Below are 16194 nucleotides of genomic sequence, written 5' to 3'. Positions count from 1 at the left end.
TATCGGTAACAGAGCCGAACTGTGCCACTGACGGACGGCAAAGTTTCGTGCCGCGTGACTACTTGATCTCGCAGAGCACCGTGCCCTGAGTGATCGCGGCACCGGCCTCGGCCGACAGCCCGGTGATGACCCCGTCCTTGTGCGCGGTCACCGGGTTCTCCATCTTCATGGCCTCGAGCACCACGACCAGATCGCCGGCGGCCACGGTCTGGCCCTCCTCGACGGCCACCTTGACCACGGTTCCCTGCATCGGGGCGGTCACAGCGTCGCCGGAAGCCGCGGCGCCACCGTGGGCGCCGCGTTTGCGGGCCTTCGGCTTCTTGCGGATCACACCGGAATCGACCGGGCCACCGCCGTTGCCGAGGGCCAGGTCACCGGGCAGCGAGACCTCGACACGACGGCCACCGACCTCGACGATCACCTTCTGGCGCGGCTGGGCCTCTTCCTCATCGACCGGGCCACCGCCGGTGAACGGCTCGATGGTGTTGTTCCACTCGGTCTCGATCCAGCGGGTGTGCACGGTGAAGCCGTTGTCGTCACCGATGAACGCGGGGTCGCTGACCACGGCGCGGTGGAACGGGATGACCGTGGCGAGGCCTTCGACGGTGAACTCGTCGAGGGCCCGGCGGGCACGCTGCAGGGCCTGCTCACGGTTGGCGCCGGTCACGATCAGCTTCGCCAGCATCGAGTCGAACTGGCCGCCGATCACCGAACCGGTCTCCACGCCCGAATCCAGCCGAACACCGGGACCCGTCGGCGGCTCGAACTTGTTCACCGGGCCGGGCGCGGGCAGGAAGCCGCGGCCGGCGTCCTCACCGTTGATCCGGAACTCGATGGAATGGCCGCGCGGAGTCGGATCCTCGGTGATGGCGAGGGCCTCGCCGTTGGCGATGCGGAACTGCTCGAGCACCAGGTCGATGCCGGAGGTCTCCTCGGTGACCGGATGTTCCACCTGCAGACGGGTATTCACCTCGAGGAAGGAGATCAGGCCGTCCTGGCCGACCAGGTACTCGACGGTGCCTGCGCCGTAGTAGTTGGCTTCCTTGCAGATGCGCTTGGCCGACTCGTGGATCTCCTTGCGCTGCGCCTCGGTGAGGAACGGCGCCGGCGCCTCCTCCACGAGCTTCTGGAAGCGGCGCTGCAGCGAGCAGTCGCGGGTGCCGGCGACGACGACGTTGCCGTGCTGGTCGGCGATCACCTGGGCCTCGACGTGGCGCGGCTTGTCGAGGTAACGCTCGACGAAGCACTCACCGCGGCCGAACGCGGCCACTGCCTCGCGGGTAGCCGACTCGAACAGCTCGGGGATCTCCTCGATGGTGCGGGCCACCTTCATGCCGCGGCCGCCACCGCCGAAGGCGGCCTTGATGGCCACCGGCACGCCGTACTCCTTGGCGAAGGCCACTACCTCGTCGGCGTCCTTCACCGGATCGGGGGTGCCCGGAACCAGGGGCGCCTGGGCGCGCGCGGCGATGTGGCGGGCGGTGACCTTGTCGCCGAGATCGCGGATGGACTGCGGACTCGGGCCGATCCAGATCAGCCCGGCGTCGAGGACGGCCTGGGCGAAGTCGGCGTTCTCCGACAGGAACCCGTAGCCGGGGTGGATCGCGTTGGCGCCGGACTTGGCGGCCGCGTCGAGGATCTTGCCGAAGTCGAGGTAGGACTCGGCCGAGGTCTGCCCACCCAGCGCGAACGCCTCGTCGGCCAGCCGCACATGCGGCGCGTCGGCGTCGGGCTCGGCGTAGACGGCAACGCTGGCCAGACCCGCATCTCTGGCCGCCCGGATCACGCGGACCGCGATCTCACCACGGTTGGCGACGAGGACCTTCGAGATGGTCTGATTGGGCTGCTGATCGGGCACCGTGCCTCCTGCGTTACGGATCTTAAGAACGTTCTTTAAAAACAGGTTCGCACGGCAGTGTAAGCGGCGCCTAATCGACCGGGACCAGCCGGTACCCCTACTAATGAGTAAGTTCAGCCGGCGTCGCGCAGACGGCGCTTGATCCGGGTCAACATCGCCGACATTCCGCGCAGCCGAAGGGGACTGATCAATGCTGCCAGACCCAGTTCGGCGTAGAAATCGTCGGGCACCGCCAGGATGTCGGCGGCCGGCTGACCGTCCAGCCCGGCCGCCAGGATCGAGGCGAACCCGCGGGTCGTCGGAGCCTCGGCAGGTGCGCTGAAGAACAACCGGACGTGTTCGGCGTCGGCGGCGTCGACATGCAGGAACAGCGGGGACTGGCATTCGGGCACCGGTTCCATGGCCGCCTCTTCCAGACCGGACGGCAGCGGCGGCAGGTCGTTGGCAAACTCCAGCAGCAAGGTGAGCTTGTCCTGGCCCTGCATCTCAGCGAACTCGGACACCACCTCGGCCAGGGGCGCCGGCATCGTCATGACGCTCCGGGGAGCGTTCCCGGGTCTTCGCCGGCCACGATCGGCACCCGCACGGTATTGCCCCACTCGGTCCAGGACCCGTCGTAGTTGCGGACCCCCGGGATACCCAGCAGGTAGGTCAACACGAACCAGGTATGGCTGGAGCGTTCGCCGATACGGCAGTAGGCGATGATGTCGTCGCCCGGCTTGACGAAGGAGTAGACCTCCTCGAGTGCGGCGCGGCTGCGGAACCGGCCGCTGTCCTCGGCGGCCTTGGCCCACGGAACCGACACCGCGGTCGGGATGTGACCACCGCGCAGCGCACCTTCCTCGGGATAGTCAGGCATGTGGGTGCGCTCCCCGGTGTACTCCTGCGGTGAGCGGACGTCGATCAGCGTCGAATGGCCAAGGGAGGCCAGCACATCGTCCTTGTAGGCGCGGATGGCGGCGTCGTTGCGCTCGACGACCGGGTAGCCGGTGGTGGTCGTGCTCGGCACGTCCAGCGTGGTGTCACGGCCGTCGGAGATCCACAGATTGCGGCCGCCGTCGAGCAGTCGCACATCCTGGTGGCCGAACAGCGTGAACACCCACAGTGCGTAGGCGGCCCACCAGTTGCTCTTGTCGCCGTAGATCACCACGGTGTCGTCGCGGGAGATGCCCTTGCGGTTCATCAGCTCGGCGAACTGCTCGCCGTCGATGTAGTCGCGCACGCGTGCGTCGTTGAGGTCGGTGTGCCAGTCGATCTTGACCGCACCGGGGATGTGGCCGATGTCGTAGAGCAGAACGTCTTCGTCGGACTCCACGATCGCCAGCCCCTTGGAGCCGAGGTGAGCCGACAGCCAGTCGGCTGTGACCAGGCGTTCGGGGTGCGCGTAGTCCTTAAGGGCGGGGCTGGGATCTGCTGGAAGTGGCACGACGACGAGCCTACCGCCGATCAGCCGACCGGATTGGCGGCCCACAATTCGCCGATCGACAACCCGGCGGTGCGAAACAGTTCGTGGGTGAGCGACAGCCCGATGCCCACCACGTTGGACGGATCGCCGTCGACGCCGTCGACGAACCAGCCGCCCAGCCCGTCGAGGGTGAACGCGCCGGCGACGTTGAGCGGCTCACCGCTGGCGATGTAGGCGGCCAGGTCGGTGTCACCGGGGGAGCTGAAACGCACGGTGGTGACCGCGGCACGGGTCTGCAGGTGGGTGGTCGTACCGTCGAGAACCCGGATCACGCAGTGCCCCGTGTAGAGATGGCCGTCTCGGCCGGCCATCGAATTCCATTGCCGCACAGCCTGTTCCGGGGTGCCCGGTTTGCCCCGCAGCTGGCCGTCGACAAAGAGCATCGAATCACAGCCGATCACAACGCAATCCGCGGCGACGTCGTCGCCCAGGTCGTTGCGCACCGACTCGGCCTTGGCCTGCGCCAGCGCGTTGACCACGTCGGCGGGATCGGCGCCCGGACCGAGGCGCTCGACAATCGCGTCCTCGTCCACACCGGACACCACCACCAGGGGGTCGATCCCGGCGTTACGCAACACCCGAAGGCGGCCCGAAGATGCCGAGCCCAGAACGACTCGGGTCATTCCGTCAGCGACGCATGTGGGTGCGGCCCAGCAGCGTGACCCGCTGCCAGCTGGTCACCGTGTAGCGCAGCTTGTCGACCGGGTGGCCCCACAGGTTGATCTCCTGCGGGCCCGGTGCGTGGTGCCCGCCGCCGACACCGGCCAGCACGGTCACCAGGGCGGCGATCTCCTCATCGGTGGGGTTGCCCCGGTCGATGCGGATCTCGGGGACACCCGGTGCGGGGTCGTCGAGCGTGATATCGCGCGGGTCGCTGAGCTCGGTGATGTCCTCGTGCTTCACAGCGCGGAGCCTTTCGTCAGCGTCATCGTTCGACTCACAGCGGGCCGGATTGTTCGCTCACTCGCTGCGCTCGTTCGACTCACAGCGGGCCGGATTGTTCGCTCACTCGCTGCGCTCGTTCGACTCACAGCGGGCCGGATTGTTCGCTCACTCGCTGCGCTCGTTCGACTCACAGCGGGATGTTCCCATGCTTCTTCGGCGGCACCTGCGCGATCTTGCGCTCCAGCAGACGCAGCGCGGTCGCGATGTAGCCGCGGGTGTGCGACGGCGGGATCACCGCGTCGACGTAGCCGCGCTCGGCGGCGACGTAGGGGTTGACGAGGGTGTCCTCGTAGTCCTGCTGGAGCTCCAGGCGCAGCGCGTCGACATCCTCGCCCTTGGCGGCGGCCTCCTTGAGCTGCGAGCGGTAGACGAACCCGACCGCGCCCGAAGCACCCATCACGGCGATCTGAGCCGTCGGCCACGCGACGTTGACGTCACAGCCCATGTCCTTGGACCCCATGACGCAGTAGGCGCCGCCGTAGGCCTTACGGGTGATGACGGTGATCTTGGCGACCGTGGCCTCGCCGTAGGCGTAGAGCAGCTTGGCGCCGCGGCGGATGATGCCGTTGTATTCCTGCTCTGTGCCGGGCAGGAAGCCGGGCACGTCGACCAGCATCACGATCGGAATGTTGAAGCAGTCGCAGGTCCGCACGAAGCGGGCGGCCTTCTCCGAGGCGTTGATGTCCAGGCAGCCGGCGAACTGGGTGGGCTGGTTGGCCACGATGCCGACCGCGCGGCCGTCGATGCGGCCGAAGCCGACGATGATGTTCTGCGCGTAGCCGGCCTGAACCTCGAGGAACTCGTCGTCGTCGAGGATCCGGGTGATGACCTCGTGCATGTCGTAGGGCTGGTTCGGCGAATCCGGGATCAGCGTGTCGAGTTCGAGATCCTCGTCGGTCAGGCTCTCCTCGATGGCCCCCGGGTGCGGCGGCGCGGGGAAGCGCGGCGGATCGGCGTAGTTGTTGGGCGGCAGGTAGCTCAACAGGTCGCGGACGTAGTCCAGGGCGTCCTGCTCGCCGGAGGCGACGTAGTGCACGGTGCCCGACTTGGCCATGTGGGTGTGGGCGCCACCCAGCTCCTCCATGGTGACGTCCTCACCGGTGACGGTCTTGATGACGTCGGGTCCGGTGATGAACATCTGGCTGGTCTGGTCGACCATGATGACGAAGTCGGTGAGCGCGGGGGAGTAGACGTGGCCACCGGCGGCGGCACCCATGATCAGCGAGATCTGCGGGATGACGCCGGAGGCCAGGATGTTGTTGCGGAAGATCCGGCTGTAGAGGCCGAGGGAGACCACACCCTCCTGGATGCGGGCGCCGGCACCGTCGTTGATGCCGATCAGCGGACGACCGGTCTTCAGCGCCAGCTCCTGGATCTTGACGATCTTCTCGCCGTAGACCTCGCCGAGGCTGCCGCCGAACACGGTGGCGTCCTGGCTGAAGATGCAGACCTCGCGGTTGTCGATGGTGCCGTAGCCGGTCACCACGCCGTCGCCGAGCGGCCGGTTCTCGGCCAGCCCGAAGTTCGTGGAGCGGTGCCGGGCCAGCGCGTCCAGCTCGACGAACGAGCCCTCGTCCAGCAGGGCCAGGATGCGCTCGCGGGCGGTCAGCTTGCCCTTGGCGTGGACCTTCTCCACGGCGGTCTCACCCACCGGGTGCAGCGCTTCTTCGGCGCGCTTACGAAGATCAGCCAGCTTGCCGGCCGTCGTGTGAATGTCGATCGTGTGCTCGGCCGCCGGTTCCTTAACGCTCGTCATGGGTGACGATGGTATCGGCAACCTTAAGGAGGCGCTAAGGGCGGCTGGCTGTCGTGTTGGTGTCTTGCGATCCGGGCTGCTGTGCCGTAGGAGATGACCATGGGATATCCCGAGAACGTGCTCGCCGACGACGAGCAGGTCGTCCTGCACCGGCACCCGCACTGGAAGCGGCTGATCGGCCCGGTGTTCGTCCTGCTGATCAGCACCGCGGCAGCCACGTTCGTCGCGGCGCTGGTGAACCGGACCGGCTGGGATCCGACCGCGAAGAAGGTGCTCTACATCGTCATCGCGGCGATCTGGGCCATTCTGGTGGGCTGGCTCACCGTGTGGCGGTTCTTCACTTGGCTGACAACACATTTCGTCATCACCGACCGGCGGGTGATGTTCCGCCACGGCCTGCTCACCCGCACCGGCATCGACATTCCGCTGGCACGGGTGAACAGTGTTGAGTTCCGGCACGGCTTGTTCGACCGCATGCTGCGGACGGGCACGCTGATCATCGAATCGGCGTCGCAGGATCCCCTTGAGTTCTACGACATTCCCCGCGTAGAACAGGTGCATTCACTGCTGTATCACGAAGTTTTCGACACCCTGGGTTCGGAGGAATCCGACAGTCGATCGGCACGCAGGCCCGCGCCGCCGGCCGACTGACCCAGCCCGCCGCGGCGGCGGCGCCGAAGCGGAGTCACCACACCGCCGCCCGCCTCGTACTCGTCTTCCAGAGCCTCGGCCAGACCGCCATCGGTCAGCGCGGACTCGAGTGCCCGGTCGGGGTCGCCGCCCAGTTCGTCGGGGAACACCCAGCGCCGGAAGGCCCAGAACCGGAACGCCATCTGCAACAGATTGCCGATGACGTACGCCGAGACGAAGTCGGCGATGTTCTCGATGGTCAGTGTCACGTGCGGCACCCGCAGTTCCAGCACGTAGCTGGAGAACCATAGCGGGGCCATGCTGAGCAGCACGCCCACCCCGCTGAAGGCGAAGAACAGCAGTGCCTCGTGGCTGCGCTCGCGCCCGCCACGGTTGCGGAAGCTCCATTCGCGGTTGAGCACGTAGGACGCGATCACCGCGACGATGCCGGAGATCACCTTGGCGGTGACCGGCTTGGGTTCGAGGATCGTCAGTTTCAGCGTGTAGAAAATCGCCGAATCGATGACGAACGTCGTGGCGCCGACGATCGCGAACTTGATGAGCTCGTGATGCCGATCGGCAAAGGGCCGGATCGGTCGGGGTAACCGAGCGATGGTGGCATCAGCGAAAGACACAAGGAACGAGTCTACGGAAGTCGGGCCAGGTGTGCCTAAAGCGCCGGTGCTCCGCAGGTCTGACACCATGATGGCCGTGCCGAACGACCCCAGACCTCCGATTGTCGCCATGGTTGGCGGCGGACAGCTGGCCCGGATGACCCACCAGGCCGCGATCGCCCTTGGCCAGAGTTTGCGGGTGCTGGCTGCGCACCCCGACGATCCGGCCGCCCAGGTCGCGCCCGACGTGGTGCTCGGAGCCCACACCGACCTGGAAGCCCTGCGTAAAGCGGCTTCCGGTGCCGATGCGCTGACCTTCGACCACGAACACGTGCCGACCGAGCTGCTCGAGACGTTGATTGCCGAGGGTGTGAAGGTGGCCCCGCCCCCGCAGGCGCTGGTGCACGCCCAGGACAAGCTGGTGATGCGGCGCAAGCTCGAGGCGCTGGGCGCGCCGATCCCGCGGTATACCGCTGTGTCGGCCATCGGCGACGTCACCGCGTTCAGCGAACGCATCGGCGGCGCCCCGGTGGTGGTCAAGACCGTCCGCGGCGGCTACGACGGCCGCGGTGTGGTGCTGACGCGGGATCTGGCGCACGCCCTGGAGGTGGTCGAGGGTTATCTGACCGACGGGGTGGCGGTGCTGCTCGAGGAGCGGGTGTCCATGCGCCGCGAGCTGTCGGCTCTGGTGGCCCGCTCACCGTTCGGGCAGGGCGCGGCGTGGCCGATCGTGGAGACCGTGCAGCGCGACGGCATCTGCGTGACCGTGTTGGCGCCGGCGCCGGGGCTGCCCGAGGAGGTGGCGTCCTCGGCCGAGCAGCTGGGGCTGCGGCTGGCCGCCGAGCTGGGTGTCGTCGGCGTGCTCGCGGTCGAGCTGTTCGAGACCACCGACGGCGATCTGCTGGTCAACGAGCTCGCGATGCGTCCGCACAACTCCGGTCACTGGACCATGGACGGCGCCGTCACCAGCCAGTTCGAGCAGCACCTGCGAGCCGTTCTGGACTACCCGCTCGGCGACACCAGCGCGATCGCGCCGGTGACGGTGATGGCCAATGTGCTTGGCGCACAACAGGAGCCGTCGATGCGCCTCGACGAGCGGCTGCACCACCTGTTCGGCCGGATCCCGGAAGCCAAGGTGCACCTGTACGGCAAGGCGGCGCGGCCCGGCCGCAAGGTGGGCCACGTCAACGTCGTGGGCCGCGCAGGCTCGGACCCGGACACTGTGCGTGAACGTGCCGAGCGGGCGGCACACTGGTTGTCGCACGCGGAATGGACCGACGGATGGGACGGGCATGCCTGAGCCTCTGGTGGGCGTGATCATGGGCAGCGACAGCGACTGGCCGGTGATGGAAGCCGCCGTGCATGCGCTGGCCGAGTTCGACGTGCCGTTCGAGGTGGGCGTCGTCTCGGCGCACCGCACCCCGGGCCGGATGCTCGACTACGCGCGCGGCGCGGCCGGCCGCGGGATCAAGGTGATCATCGCCGGCGCGGGCGGCGCAGCCCACCTGCCGGGCATGGTGGCCTCGGCGACACCGCTGCCGGTGATCGGGGTTCCGGTTCCGCTGGCCAAGCTCGACGGGATGGACTCGCTGCTGTCGATCGTGCAGATGCCCGCCGGCGTGCCGGTGGCCACGGTGTCGATCGGCGGGGCGCGCAACGCGGGCCTGCTCGCGGTGCGGATTCTGGCGGCAGCAGACCCGGTGCTGCTGGAGAAGATGGAGAACTTCCAGGCCGACCTCGAGGCTCAGGTGCTGGCGAAGGATCGTGCGCTGCAGGAGCGATTACTCGGAGAGTGACGCTGCGCGGTAAAGTTACCGGCGAGTAGCAAGGAGGCTGTGATGGCTGGAAATCCCGATTTCGATGTGTTCAAGTTGCCCGAGGAGCACGAGGAGCTGCGGACGGCGATCCGGGCACTGGCGGAGAAGGAGATCGCTCCCTACGCCGCCGACTGCGACGAGAACTCGCGGTTCCCGGAGGAGGCCCTCGAGGCGCTGAACGCTTCGGGCTTCAACGCGGTACACGTCCCCGAGGAGTACGGCGGTCAGGGCGCGGACTCGCTGGCGGCATGCATCGTCATCGAGGAGGTGGCACGCGTCGACGCCTCGGCCTCGCTGATCCCCGCGGTCAACAAGCTGGGCACGATGGGCCTGATCCTGCGCGGCTCCGAGGAGCTCAAAAAGAAGGTGCTGCCCGAGATCGCCGAAGGCGCGATGGCCTCCTACGGGCTCAGCGAGCGCGAGGCCGGCAGCGATGCGGCCGGGATGCGCACCCGTGCGAAGGCCGACGGCGACGACTGGATTCTCAACGGCGCCAAGGCCTGGATCACCAACGGCGGCAAGTCCACGTGGTACACCGTGATGGCCGTGACCGACCCGGACAAGGGCGCCAACGGCATTTCGGCGTTCATGGTGCACGCCGACGACGAGGGTTTCACCGTTGGGCCCAAGGAACGCAAGCTCGGCATCAAGGGCTCGCCGACCACCGAGCTGTACTTCGAGAACTGTCGTATCCCCGGCGACCGGATCATCGGCGAGCCGGGCACCGGCTTCAAGACCGCGCTCGCCACCTTGGACCACACCCGCCCCACAATCGGTGCACAGGCCGTCGGTATCGCGCAGGGCGCGCTGGACGCCGCGATCGCATACACCAAGGACCGCAAGCAGTTCGGCCGTCCGGTCTCCGATAACCAGGGCGTGCAGTTCATGCTCGCCGACATGGCGATGAAGGTCGAGGCCGCGCGGCTGATGGTGTATTCGGCTGCTGCGCGCGCCGAGCGTGGTGAGCCCAACCTCGGTTTCATCTCGGCGGCCTCGAAGTGCTTCGCCTCTGATGTGGCCATGGAGGTCACCACCGACGCGGTGCAGCTCTTCGGTGGTGCCGGCTACACCGTCGACTTCCCCGTCGAGCGGATGATGCGCGACGCCAAGATCACCCAGATCTACGAGGGCACCAACCAGATTCAGCGGGTCGTGATGTCCCGCGCCCTGCTGCGTTAGTCAGCGGGGCGCAGGTGGGTGATGTCACCCGCCGAGACCGTCACCACCTCGGCGTCGGTGTCGATCAGTAGACGACCGAGTTCGTCGATGTGCGTTGCAGTGCCGATGATTTCGCGATCACCCGGCAGAAGTGCGCGCACCCGGCTGCCCAGCGTCGCGCTGCTGCGCCGGTAGGCCTCGACGAGGGTTTCGTCGGGTCCCTGCGCGTGGTGCCAGCGCCGGATTGCGGCGCTCAGCTCGCCCAGGATCGCGACAGTGAGCGCATCGCGGTCGAGCACGGTGGCGCCGAGCATTGCCAGCGAGGTGGCCCGCGGGTCGGGAGCCTCCTCGGGGGTGAGGGTGACGTTGAGTCCGAGGCCGACGACGATCACCGGATCCGGTGCGGCGACCTCGGCCAGAATGCCGGCCAGTTTGCCGCTGCCGACGAGGACGTCGTTGGGCCACTTCACAACGGCCCCGATGCCGGTCGTCTGCCGCACCGCGTCGACCAGTGCCACACCGGTGAGCAGCGGCAGCCAACCCCACGCTGCCGGAGGCACATTCGCGGCGTCGACTCCGACCGACAGGGCGATCTGGGAACGCGCCGGCGCCGACCAACTGCGGCCGTTGCGGCCGCGCCCCGCGCTCTGATGCTCGGCGAGCAGCACCGCGCCGGTGATGTCCTCCCCGGCGGCATGGCGCGCCAACAGGTCGGCGTTGGTAGAGCCGGTGTCGGCGACGACATCGAGGCGCGCTACACCGTCACGGCCGAGCAGTTGTTCACGGAGGAAGGCGACATTCAGCGGGGAGCGGTCCACGAACGGTCAGCCTAGTGACGCGGCAGTCGGTGTCGCGTGGATGGGCAGTTCGCTGAACACAAGGGTGAGCCGCAGCGGGCCGATGCGCTCGCGAAGCTCGGTGTAGGTGTTGGCCCGCAGCTCATCCTGTTCGTGCACCGACATCGTGCCGGTGTAGGCGACCCGTAGGTCCACCTCGATGGTCTTGCCCCTGGCGATGGCCAAGGCGTCGACGAGGGTCAGGTCGTGCTCGAGTTCGTCGGCGTGTTCGGCCGAGACCGCCGCGATCGCGGCCCGAACCGCCTCGTCGAGCGCGGGGTCCGCGCGCCGGCCTGAGAGCCGGCCGAACTCCAGGCGGATCTGCCGGACAGGCTCACCGACGAGCAGCACGCACAGGATGAGCACGATGATGCTGTCGGCGATGTCCTTGATGTTGAAGGTCTCCGAGGTGAGGAAGGTGCCCTCCGGGAGGACGGAGACGAGCACCAGCGACGCGCAGATGCCCCCGCTGATGAAGGCCTCCATCTTCGCGGCGGTGGCCTCCACTTTGAGCAGGGCCGAGGCGCCGTTGACCGAGCGGTTGTTGCGTTCGTGGTTCCACTTGAGCGCGAAGCAGATCAGCACGCACACCGCGGTGTAGACGGCCGCGACACCGAACTCCGGCTCCGATCCCTTGCGGGTGATCAGGTAGTCGATCACCTTGATCGAATTGGTCACCACCCCGACGATGACCACGCCCAGGATCATCAGCGACCGGAACAGTGCGTAGAGGTTCTCCAGCGCGAGACGACCGTAGGGGCTGTCGACGTCGGCCGGCCGGGATGCGGTGACGGCGAGGCGGGCAGCGATGAACGCGGCGGCCGCGTTGATCAGGGAGATGACGCCGTCGAGCTGGGTGGCCGACACCCGGGTGATCGCGTACACGGCGAACCCGAGTACCGCCAAAAACAGCATCGTGACCATGTAGGTGTACAGGCTGCGTCGCTCCGCCCGCAGAACGGCGGTCTCGGACGCCACTGACATGGGCGTCAGCCTAGCGGTCCGGCCGCCGCCATCAGCCGCCGATGTCGCGGGCGCCCGGCTGGGCCTTCCCGCAAGCGCTCACCCAGGTCTGGGCGAACATCGCCGACGGGTGGATTGCCCAGTCCGACAATGCGTCGGCAGCCCCTGACTTCCCTGCCGCGCGAAGCTGATTGCCCAGGTAACCGTCAATGGAGCCCGGGTCGGCGTACAGCTCGTAGCGCGCTTGTGTTCGGACGTCGGTGAAGCCAGCGTCCAGCAGATGACCGGCGAGCCGCCGTCCGGCCTGTGGATCACCGCCGTTACGTTCCATTAGTGCGGTGTAGGCCTGCACGGCCTGCTCGACGGCTGTCGTGGGCGGACTGAGGATGAATCCGCCCCAGTCCGGACTGCACACGGCAACGACGCCCCCCGGCCGGAGCACCCGCCGCATTTCGGTCAGCGCGCGTACAGGTTGGCTGAGGTGCTCGATGAGCGCGTGTGAGAAGGCGAGGTCGACCGACTGGTCCTCCAGCGGTAGCTCATAGCAGGAGCCTGCGGCGAACCGGACGTTGACCAGCCCCTGCTGGTCGGCTCGGGCGCGTGCTCCCGCCAGCTGTTCGCCGTTCTGATCGACACCGAGAACGCTTCCCGGTGCCGCTGCACTCGCCAGCCCTACTGTGATGGTTCCCGGTCCGCATCCGACGTCGACCACGCTCATGCCAGGCGTTAGCTCGGAGAGTGCGAATCCGGCATGGCTATGCGCGGTCCGCTCGGCCATGAAGCTGACCGATGTGGATCCGACTCCCGGCGTATACCCCGAGCCTATGACCATCGTCATAGGCTAAGTCGATAGATCCCTGCATCGCAAGGGATTAACATCCCGACTATGACAAGTGTCATGGAATTCGGGTCAGGCGACGGCTTCATTTAGAAGGGGACCGAGTTCGGCGACAACGGTGGTCAGCGGGCGAACACTGCCCTCCACCCGTGCGAGGGCGATCGCCCCCTCCAGCGAACCGATCATCACGATCGCCAGCCGTCTCGCTCGCGCACCGGGAATTCCCATCTGGGACAACGCCCCGGCGACGGCCCGTTCCCACCCTTCGAAAGCGGTGCGAAGCGCATTGTTGACTGCCGAGTCGGTGGCTGCGATGTCGGCGGCGGTTGCCACGAGCGGGCATCCGCGGGCAAAGCCGCGAGCGATGTATTCGCTCTTCCACTGATCGGCCATGTGGCCGAACAGTCCGGCCGGCGTCGGCCTTCGGGCGGTGCGCAGATAGCCCTCAACCCTTTCGGCGGCGAAATCTCCTGCCCACGTGACCGCCTCGCCGACCAGTTGATCCTTGCCGCCGGGAAAGTAGTGCTGGAAGGAACCGCGCGGTGCTTCGGCACGCTCGATGATCGTCCGCACGCCGGTGCCGCTGACGCCCTGTTCGCGCAACAATTGCACCGCGCTGTAGACGATCCTTTGGCGCGTACTGAATTTCGGGTCGGTAACCATGACAGCTTTCAGAGTAGGCCATCGCGGTGAGGGCCGCACTGACCTCGACAGGGCTTTCGTTCGCCGTGCGCCTCGCCGTCGGGGCCGACCGCGAGGCCGTGGTCGCGATGCACGACAGGTGTAGTGCGGCCAGCCGGCTTCATCGGTGGATGGGCAACAGTGCGGCGATGCCGACCGCGTACCTCGACCACGCGCTGTCCGAAGCCGCCGATCACCACGCCGTCCTGGCGCAACTGGATGATGGACGGGTCATAGCGCTGGGCAGCGTGGTTGCCTTGCCCGATGGTGGTTATGAGCTCGCGCTGCTGGTCGAGGACGACTTCCAGGGCATCGGTGTCGGGACCACGTTGTGCGACAACCTGGTTGCGACGTTGCCGCCGGGCAGCTCGCTGATCGCCGAAGCGCTGCTCTAGAACCACCGTGTCTTGCAACGACTGTCCCGATACGGCCCGACGCACCTGACCCACTCGCAGGGCGAAGTGACGGCAATTATCGACCTACGAGAGCGTGCGGGTCACTTTCTCCGTCTGAGCGCGCCGCTCCAGAAGTCCCAGTTCGGGGTGGGCCACCTGAACCAGTGAGGCACCGGCGACGAACACCGCCAGCAGGTTGTCGACGATCTCCTGCGTCGTCGACCAGCTCAGCGACGACATCACCCGATCCTTGGCTGTCAACCCGGCAGAGGACGCGGAATCTCTTGCTGCAGTGATGATCTCGTCGACTGAACGGCCGTCCAGCGCCGGACCAGGGCGCGACTCGCCGATCACCTGATCGCCGTGCACCCGCACCGCGGTGGCGTAGTCCGTCACCCCGATCGGCAGGTCTGGCACCGGCTTACCGAACGGGTCCAGCGACAGCACCGCCACCTCACCGCCGGCCACCAGTTCGTCGGCCTCATCGAGGCGGTCCAGGGTGCACAGCGCCACGTCGGCCGTACCGCCCGCGAGCACCACCTCGGCGCCGATCCACCACGCACCCAGCAGCACCGCGGCGCTCTGCCAGTGCGCGGGCAGCAGCACCGCCACGCGGGAGCCGGCCCCGGCGCCGAGTTCGTCGCGTAACAGGTTGGCGGTCTTGGCCGCCCAGTTCGCCAGCGTCACCGTCGACAGTTCGATGCGCTCACCGGTGGCGTCGTCGTAGAACGTGATCCGCGGACCCATCGGGTCGGCGCGCAGCAACGGATTCAGAACCGCGTCAGCGATATTCATCAGTTGACGCACTTGGGGTCGTCGGACCCCGCGGTGATGATCGGCGACGGCGGCGGGGGCGTCGCATCGCCGGCCTGCCCGGCGGCCTGATCCACCCTCGCGGCTGTCGGCAGCGTCCCGTCCAGGCCCGACCCGGGTCCGGTGTAGTCCGACGCGAGCACCACCCGGACCGTGCCCGCGGGGATCGAACCCTCCGCGGCGACCGGCAACCCGCCGAGTTCCTTGGCCACCGCCTGGGCGCCGAGATCGTCCTCCTTGGCGGCCTGGACCTGGCTCTTGATCACGTGATCTTTCTCGTTGTTGCCGACGTTGCCTTCAGCAAAACCCTTGGCGGTCAACACTCCCGACACCGCGGCGGCCAGGCCGTTGATCTCGGTGTCGTTGACCACCTCGACGGTGGTCTGGTCCGGCGAGTAGGCGATCTTCTCGGTCTTGCCCTGATCCTGATCGTGCAGCAGGCCGGCGACCCACTGCTGCACCTGGCTGGGGTCGACCCGCACCACCGACTGCATGCCGTCATCGCTCCAGCCGGCCTCATCGAGCACCGGAATCGTCGCGAACGCGACATTGCCGCCCGCCAGATTCTGCAACTGCTTGACGAAATCCATGATGTCCCAGCCCGAGGAGATCACCACCGAGCGCTGAATCGCATCCTGCAGCCGGTTCAGCGTCGACGGACTGGTCAGCGTCTTGCCCGAAATCACCTGGTGGGCAAGCTGAGCCATCACCACCTGCTGGCGCACCACCCGGTCGAGGTCACCGCGCGGAAGGTCGTGGCGCTGGCGCACGAAGCTCAGCGCCTGCGCACCATTGAGCTTCTGCCAGCCGGCCGGGAAATCCGCCCCCGAAAGGGGTTCGTAGACAGCATCTTTCAGGCACACGTCGACACCGCCGAGAGCATCGGTGATCAAGGCGAAGCCTAGCAGGCCGATCTCGGCGTAATGGTCCACCGTGACGCCGGTCAGGTCGGCGACGGTCTTGATCAGTGCCTCGCGGCCGGCTTCCACCGCTTTCGGCTCGGCCTCGGCGGGGTCCATGCCCTGCTGCTCGACGAGCTCCTTCATCTTCTCGAGCTTCACCTGGCCGTAGACGCCGTTGATCTTCGTCTTGTCCAGCCCCTGCGCCTTCACATACGAGTCGCGCGGAATCGAGATGGCGGTCGCCGACTTCCCGTTGTTCGGGATGCGCACCAGGATGATCGTGTCGGTATTCGTGGACACGTCGTCGCCGGCGTGCAGCGTGGCCAACTCGTCGGCCGTGAGCGGGTTGCCGTGCGCATCGGTACGGCTGTCCATACCGACGAGGAGGATGTCGATCGCACCGTCGTCCTCCCCGCCGCCGAGCGCCGCGGTGCTCATGTGGAAGATGCCGTCCTCGAACGAGCGGATCTTCCCCCAGGCGACACCCGTGCCGACCATCACGATCACCGCGATCAACGCCAGC

Annotated in this window: 18 protein-coding genes; 5 read left to right on the top strand and 13 right to left on the bottom strand. The window is 67.4% G+C overall.

Annotated features, from left to right (window positions below; genetic code table 11):
• Positions 1–58: 58 nt before the first annotated feature.
• The 6 genes from HBE64_RS18365 to HBE64_RS18340 form a co-directional block, all read right to left on the bottom strand.
• Positions 59–1858, bottom strand: a complete 1800-nt coding sequence (locus HBE64_RS18365) for an acetyl/propionyl/methylcrotonyl-CoA carboxylase subunit alpha (protein WP_167105293.1) — start codon at positions 1856–1858, stop codon at positions 59–61.
• A gap of 113 nt (positions 1859–1971) precedes the next feature.
• Positions 1972–2391: a SufE family protein gene (locus tag HBE64_RS18360; RefSeq protein WP_167105290.1), complete on the bottom strand. Its 420-nt coding sequence runs from the start codon at positions 2389–2391 to the stop codon at positions 1972–1974.
• The gene (locus HBE64_RS18355; protein WP_167105287.1) at positions 2388–3284 is read right to left on the bottom strand and encodes a sulfurtransferase; all 897 of its coding nucleotides are present in this window, start codon (positions 3282–3284) and stop codon (positions 2388–2390) included. The genes HBE64_RS18360 and HBE64_RS18355 overlap by 4 nt, the downstream gene beginning before the upstream one ends.
• Positions 3285–3304: 20 nt before the next feature.
• The gene (locus HBE64_RS18350) at positions 3305–3946 is read right to left on the bottom strand and encodes a nucleoside triphosphate pyrophosphatase (RefSeq protein ID WP_167105284.1); all 642 of its coding nucleotides are present in this window, start codon (positions 3944–3946) and stop codon (positions 3305–3307) included.
• Between the two features lie 4 nt (positions 3947–3950).
• Positions 3951–4226, bottom strand: a complete 276-nt coding sequence (locus HBE64_RS18345) for an acyl-CoA carboxylase subunit epsilon (RefSeq protein ID WP_167105281.1) — start codon at positions 4224–4226, stop codon at positions 3951–3953.
• A 169-nt stretch (positions 4227–4395) separates the two neighbouring features.
• Positions 4396–6024, bottom strand: a complete 1629-nt coding sequence (locus HBE64_RS18340; protein ID WP_167105278.1) for an acyl-CoA carboxylase subunit beta — start codon at positions 6022–6024, stop codon at positions 4396–4398.
• A gap of 99 nt (positions 6025–6123) precedes the next feature.
• Here HBE64_RS18340 and HBE64_RS18335 point away from each other — a divergent pair, with 99 nt between their 5' ends.
• Positions 6124–6675: a PH domain-containing protein gene (locus HBE64_RS18335; protein WP_167105275.1), complete on the top strand. Its 552-nt coding sequence runs from the start codon at positions 6124–6126 to the stop codon at positions 6673–6675.
• Here HBE64_RS18335 and HBE64_RS18330 read toward each other — a convergent pair.
• Positions 6597–7289, bottom strand: a complete 693-nt coding sequence (locus HBE64_RS18330) for a GtrA family protein (RefSeq protein ID WP_208300503.1) — start codon at positions 7287–7289, stop codon at positions 6597–6599. The two genes, HBE64_RS18335 and HBE64_RS18330, sit on opposite strands and share 79 nt — an antisense overlap.
• Positions 7290–7356: 67 nt before the next feature.
• Here HBE64_RS18330 and HBE64_RS18325 point away from each other — a divergent pair, with 67 nt between their 5' ends.
• Genes HBE64_RS18325 through HBE64_RS18315 form a run of 3 tightly spaced genes read left to right on the top strand, consistent with a single transcriptional unit; the run spans position 7357 to position 10264 of the window.
• Entirely contained in the window at positions 7357–8568 is a 1212-nt protein-coding gene (locus HBE64_RS18325; protein ID WP_167105269.1) for a 5-(carboxyamino)imidazole ribonucleotide synthase, read from the top strand.
• Complete coding sequence (gene purE / locus HBE64_RS18320; protein ID WP_167105266.1) at positions 8561–9064, top strand: 5-(carboxyamino)imidazole ribonucleotide mutase; 504 nt, start codon at positions 8561–8563, stop codon at positions 9062–9064. Before HBE64_RS18325 ends, purE begins: the two co-directional genes overlap by 8 nt.
• A 42-nt stretch (positions 9065–9106) precedes the next feature.
• On the top strand, positions 9107–10264 hold the full coding sequence (locus HBE64_RS18315) for an acyl-CoA dehydrogenase (protein WP_167105264.1): 1158 nt from the start codon (positions 9107–9109) through the stop codon (positions 10262–10264).
• On the opposite strand, the gene HBE64_RS18310 is transcribed toward HBE64_RS18315, so the two are convergent.
• From HBE64_RS18310 to HBE64_RS18295, 4 genes are all read right to left on the bottom strand, one after another.
• Positions 10261–11061: a biotin--[acetyl-CoA-carboxylase] ligase gene (locus HBE64_RS18310; protein WP_167105260.1), complete on the bottom strand. Its 801-nt coding sequence runs from the start codon at positions 11059–11061 to the stop codon at positions 10261–10263. The genes HBE64_RS18315 and HBE64_RS18310 overlap by 4 nt on opposite strands.
• A gap of 6 nt (positions 11062–11067) precedes the next feature.
• Complete coding sequence (locus tag HBE64_RS18305; protein ID WP_167105257.1) at positions 11068–12063, bottom strand: cation transporter; 996 nt, start codon at positions 12061–12063, stop codon at positions 11068–11070.
• A 31-nt stretch (positions 12064–12094) separates the two neighbouring features.
• Entirely contained in the window at positions 12095–12880 is a 786-nt protein-coding gene (locus HBE64_RS18300; RefSeq protein ID WP_167105254.1) for a methyltransferase domain-containing protein, read from the bottom strand.
• A gap of 72 nt (positions 12881–12952) precedes the next feature.
• On the bottom strand, positions 12953–13543 hold the full coding sequence (locus tag HBE64_RS18295; RefSeq protein WP_167105251.1) for a TetR/AcrR family transcriptional regulator: 591 nt from the start codon (positions 13541–13543) through the stop codon (positions 12953–12955).
• Positions 13544–13569: 26 nt separating this feature from the next.
• On the opposite strand from HBE64_RS18295, the gene HBE64_RS18290 reads away from it, so the two are divergent.
• Positions 13570–13956 (top strand): GNAT family N-acetyltransferase, encoded by a 387-nt coding sequence (locus tag HBE64_RS18290; protein WP_167105248.1) that lies wholly within the window; start codon positions 13570–13572, stop codon positions 13954–13956.
• Positions 13957–14040: 84 nt separating this feature from the next.
• On the opposite strand, the gene HBE64_RS18285 is transcribed toward HBE64_RS18290, so the two are convergent.
• Both HBE64_RS18285 and HBE64_RS18280 read right to left on the bottom strand, forming a co-directional pair.
• Positions 14041–14751, bottom strand: coding sequence for a TIGR03089 family protein (locus tag HBE64_RS18285; RefSeq protein WP_371744006.1), 711 nt, complete (start codon positions 14749–14751; stop codon positions 14041–14043).
• Entirely contained in the window at positions 14751–16169 is a 1419-nt protein-coding gene (locus HBE64_RS18280; RefSeq protein ID WP_243841684.1) for an LCP family protein, read from the bottom strand. The genes HBE64_RS18285 and HBE64_RS18280 overlap by 1 nt, the downstream gene beginning before the upstream one ends.
• Between the last annotated feature and the right edge of the window lie 25 nt (positions 16170–16194).

Source organism: Mycobacterium sp. DL592, assembly GCF_011694515.1.
Classification (GTDB): domain Bacteria; phylum Actinomycetota; class Actinomycetes; order Mycobacteriales; family Mycobacteriaceae; genus Mycobacterium.
The sequence above is the reverse complement of the archived record's forward strand: the minus strand, read 5'-3'. Positions and strand labels throughout refer to the sequence as shown.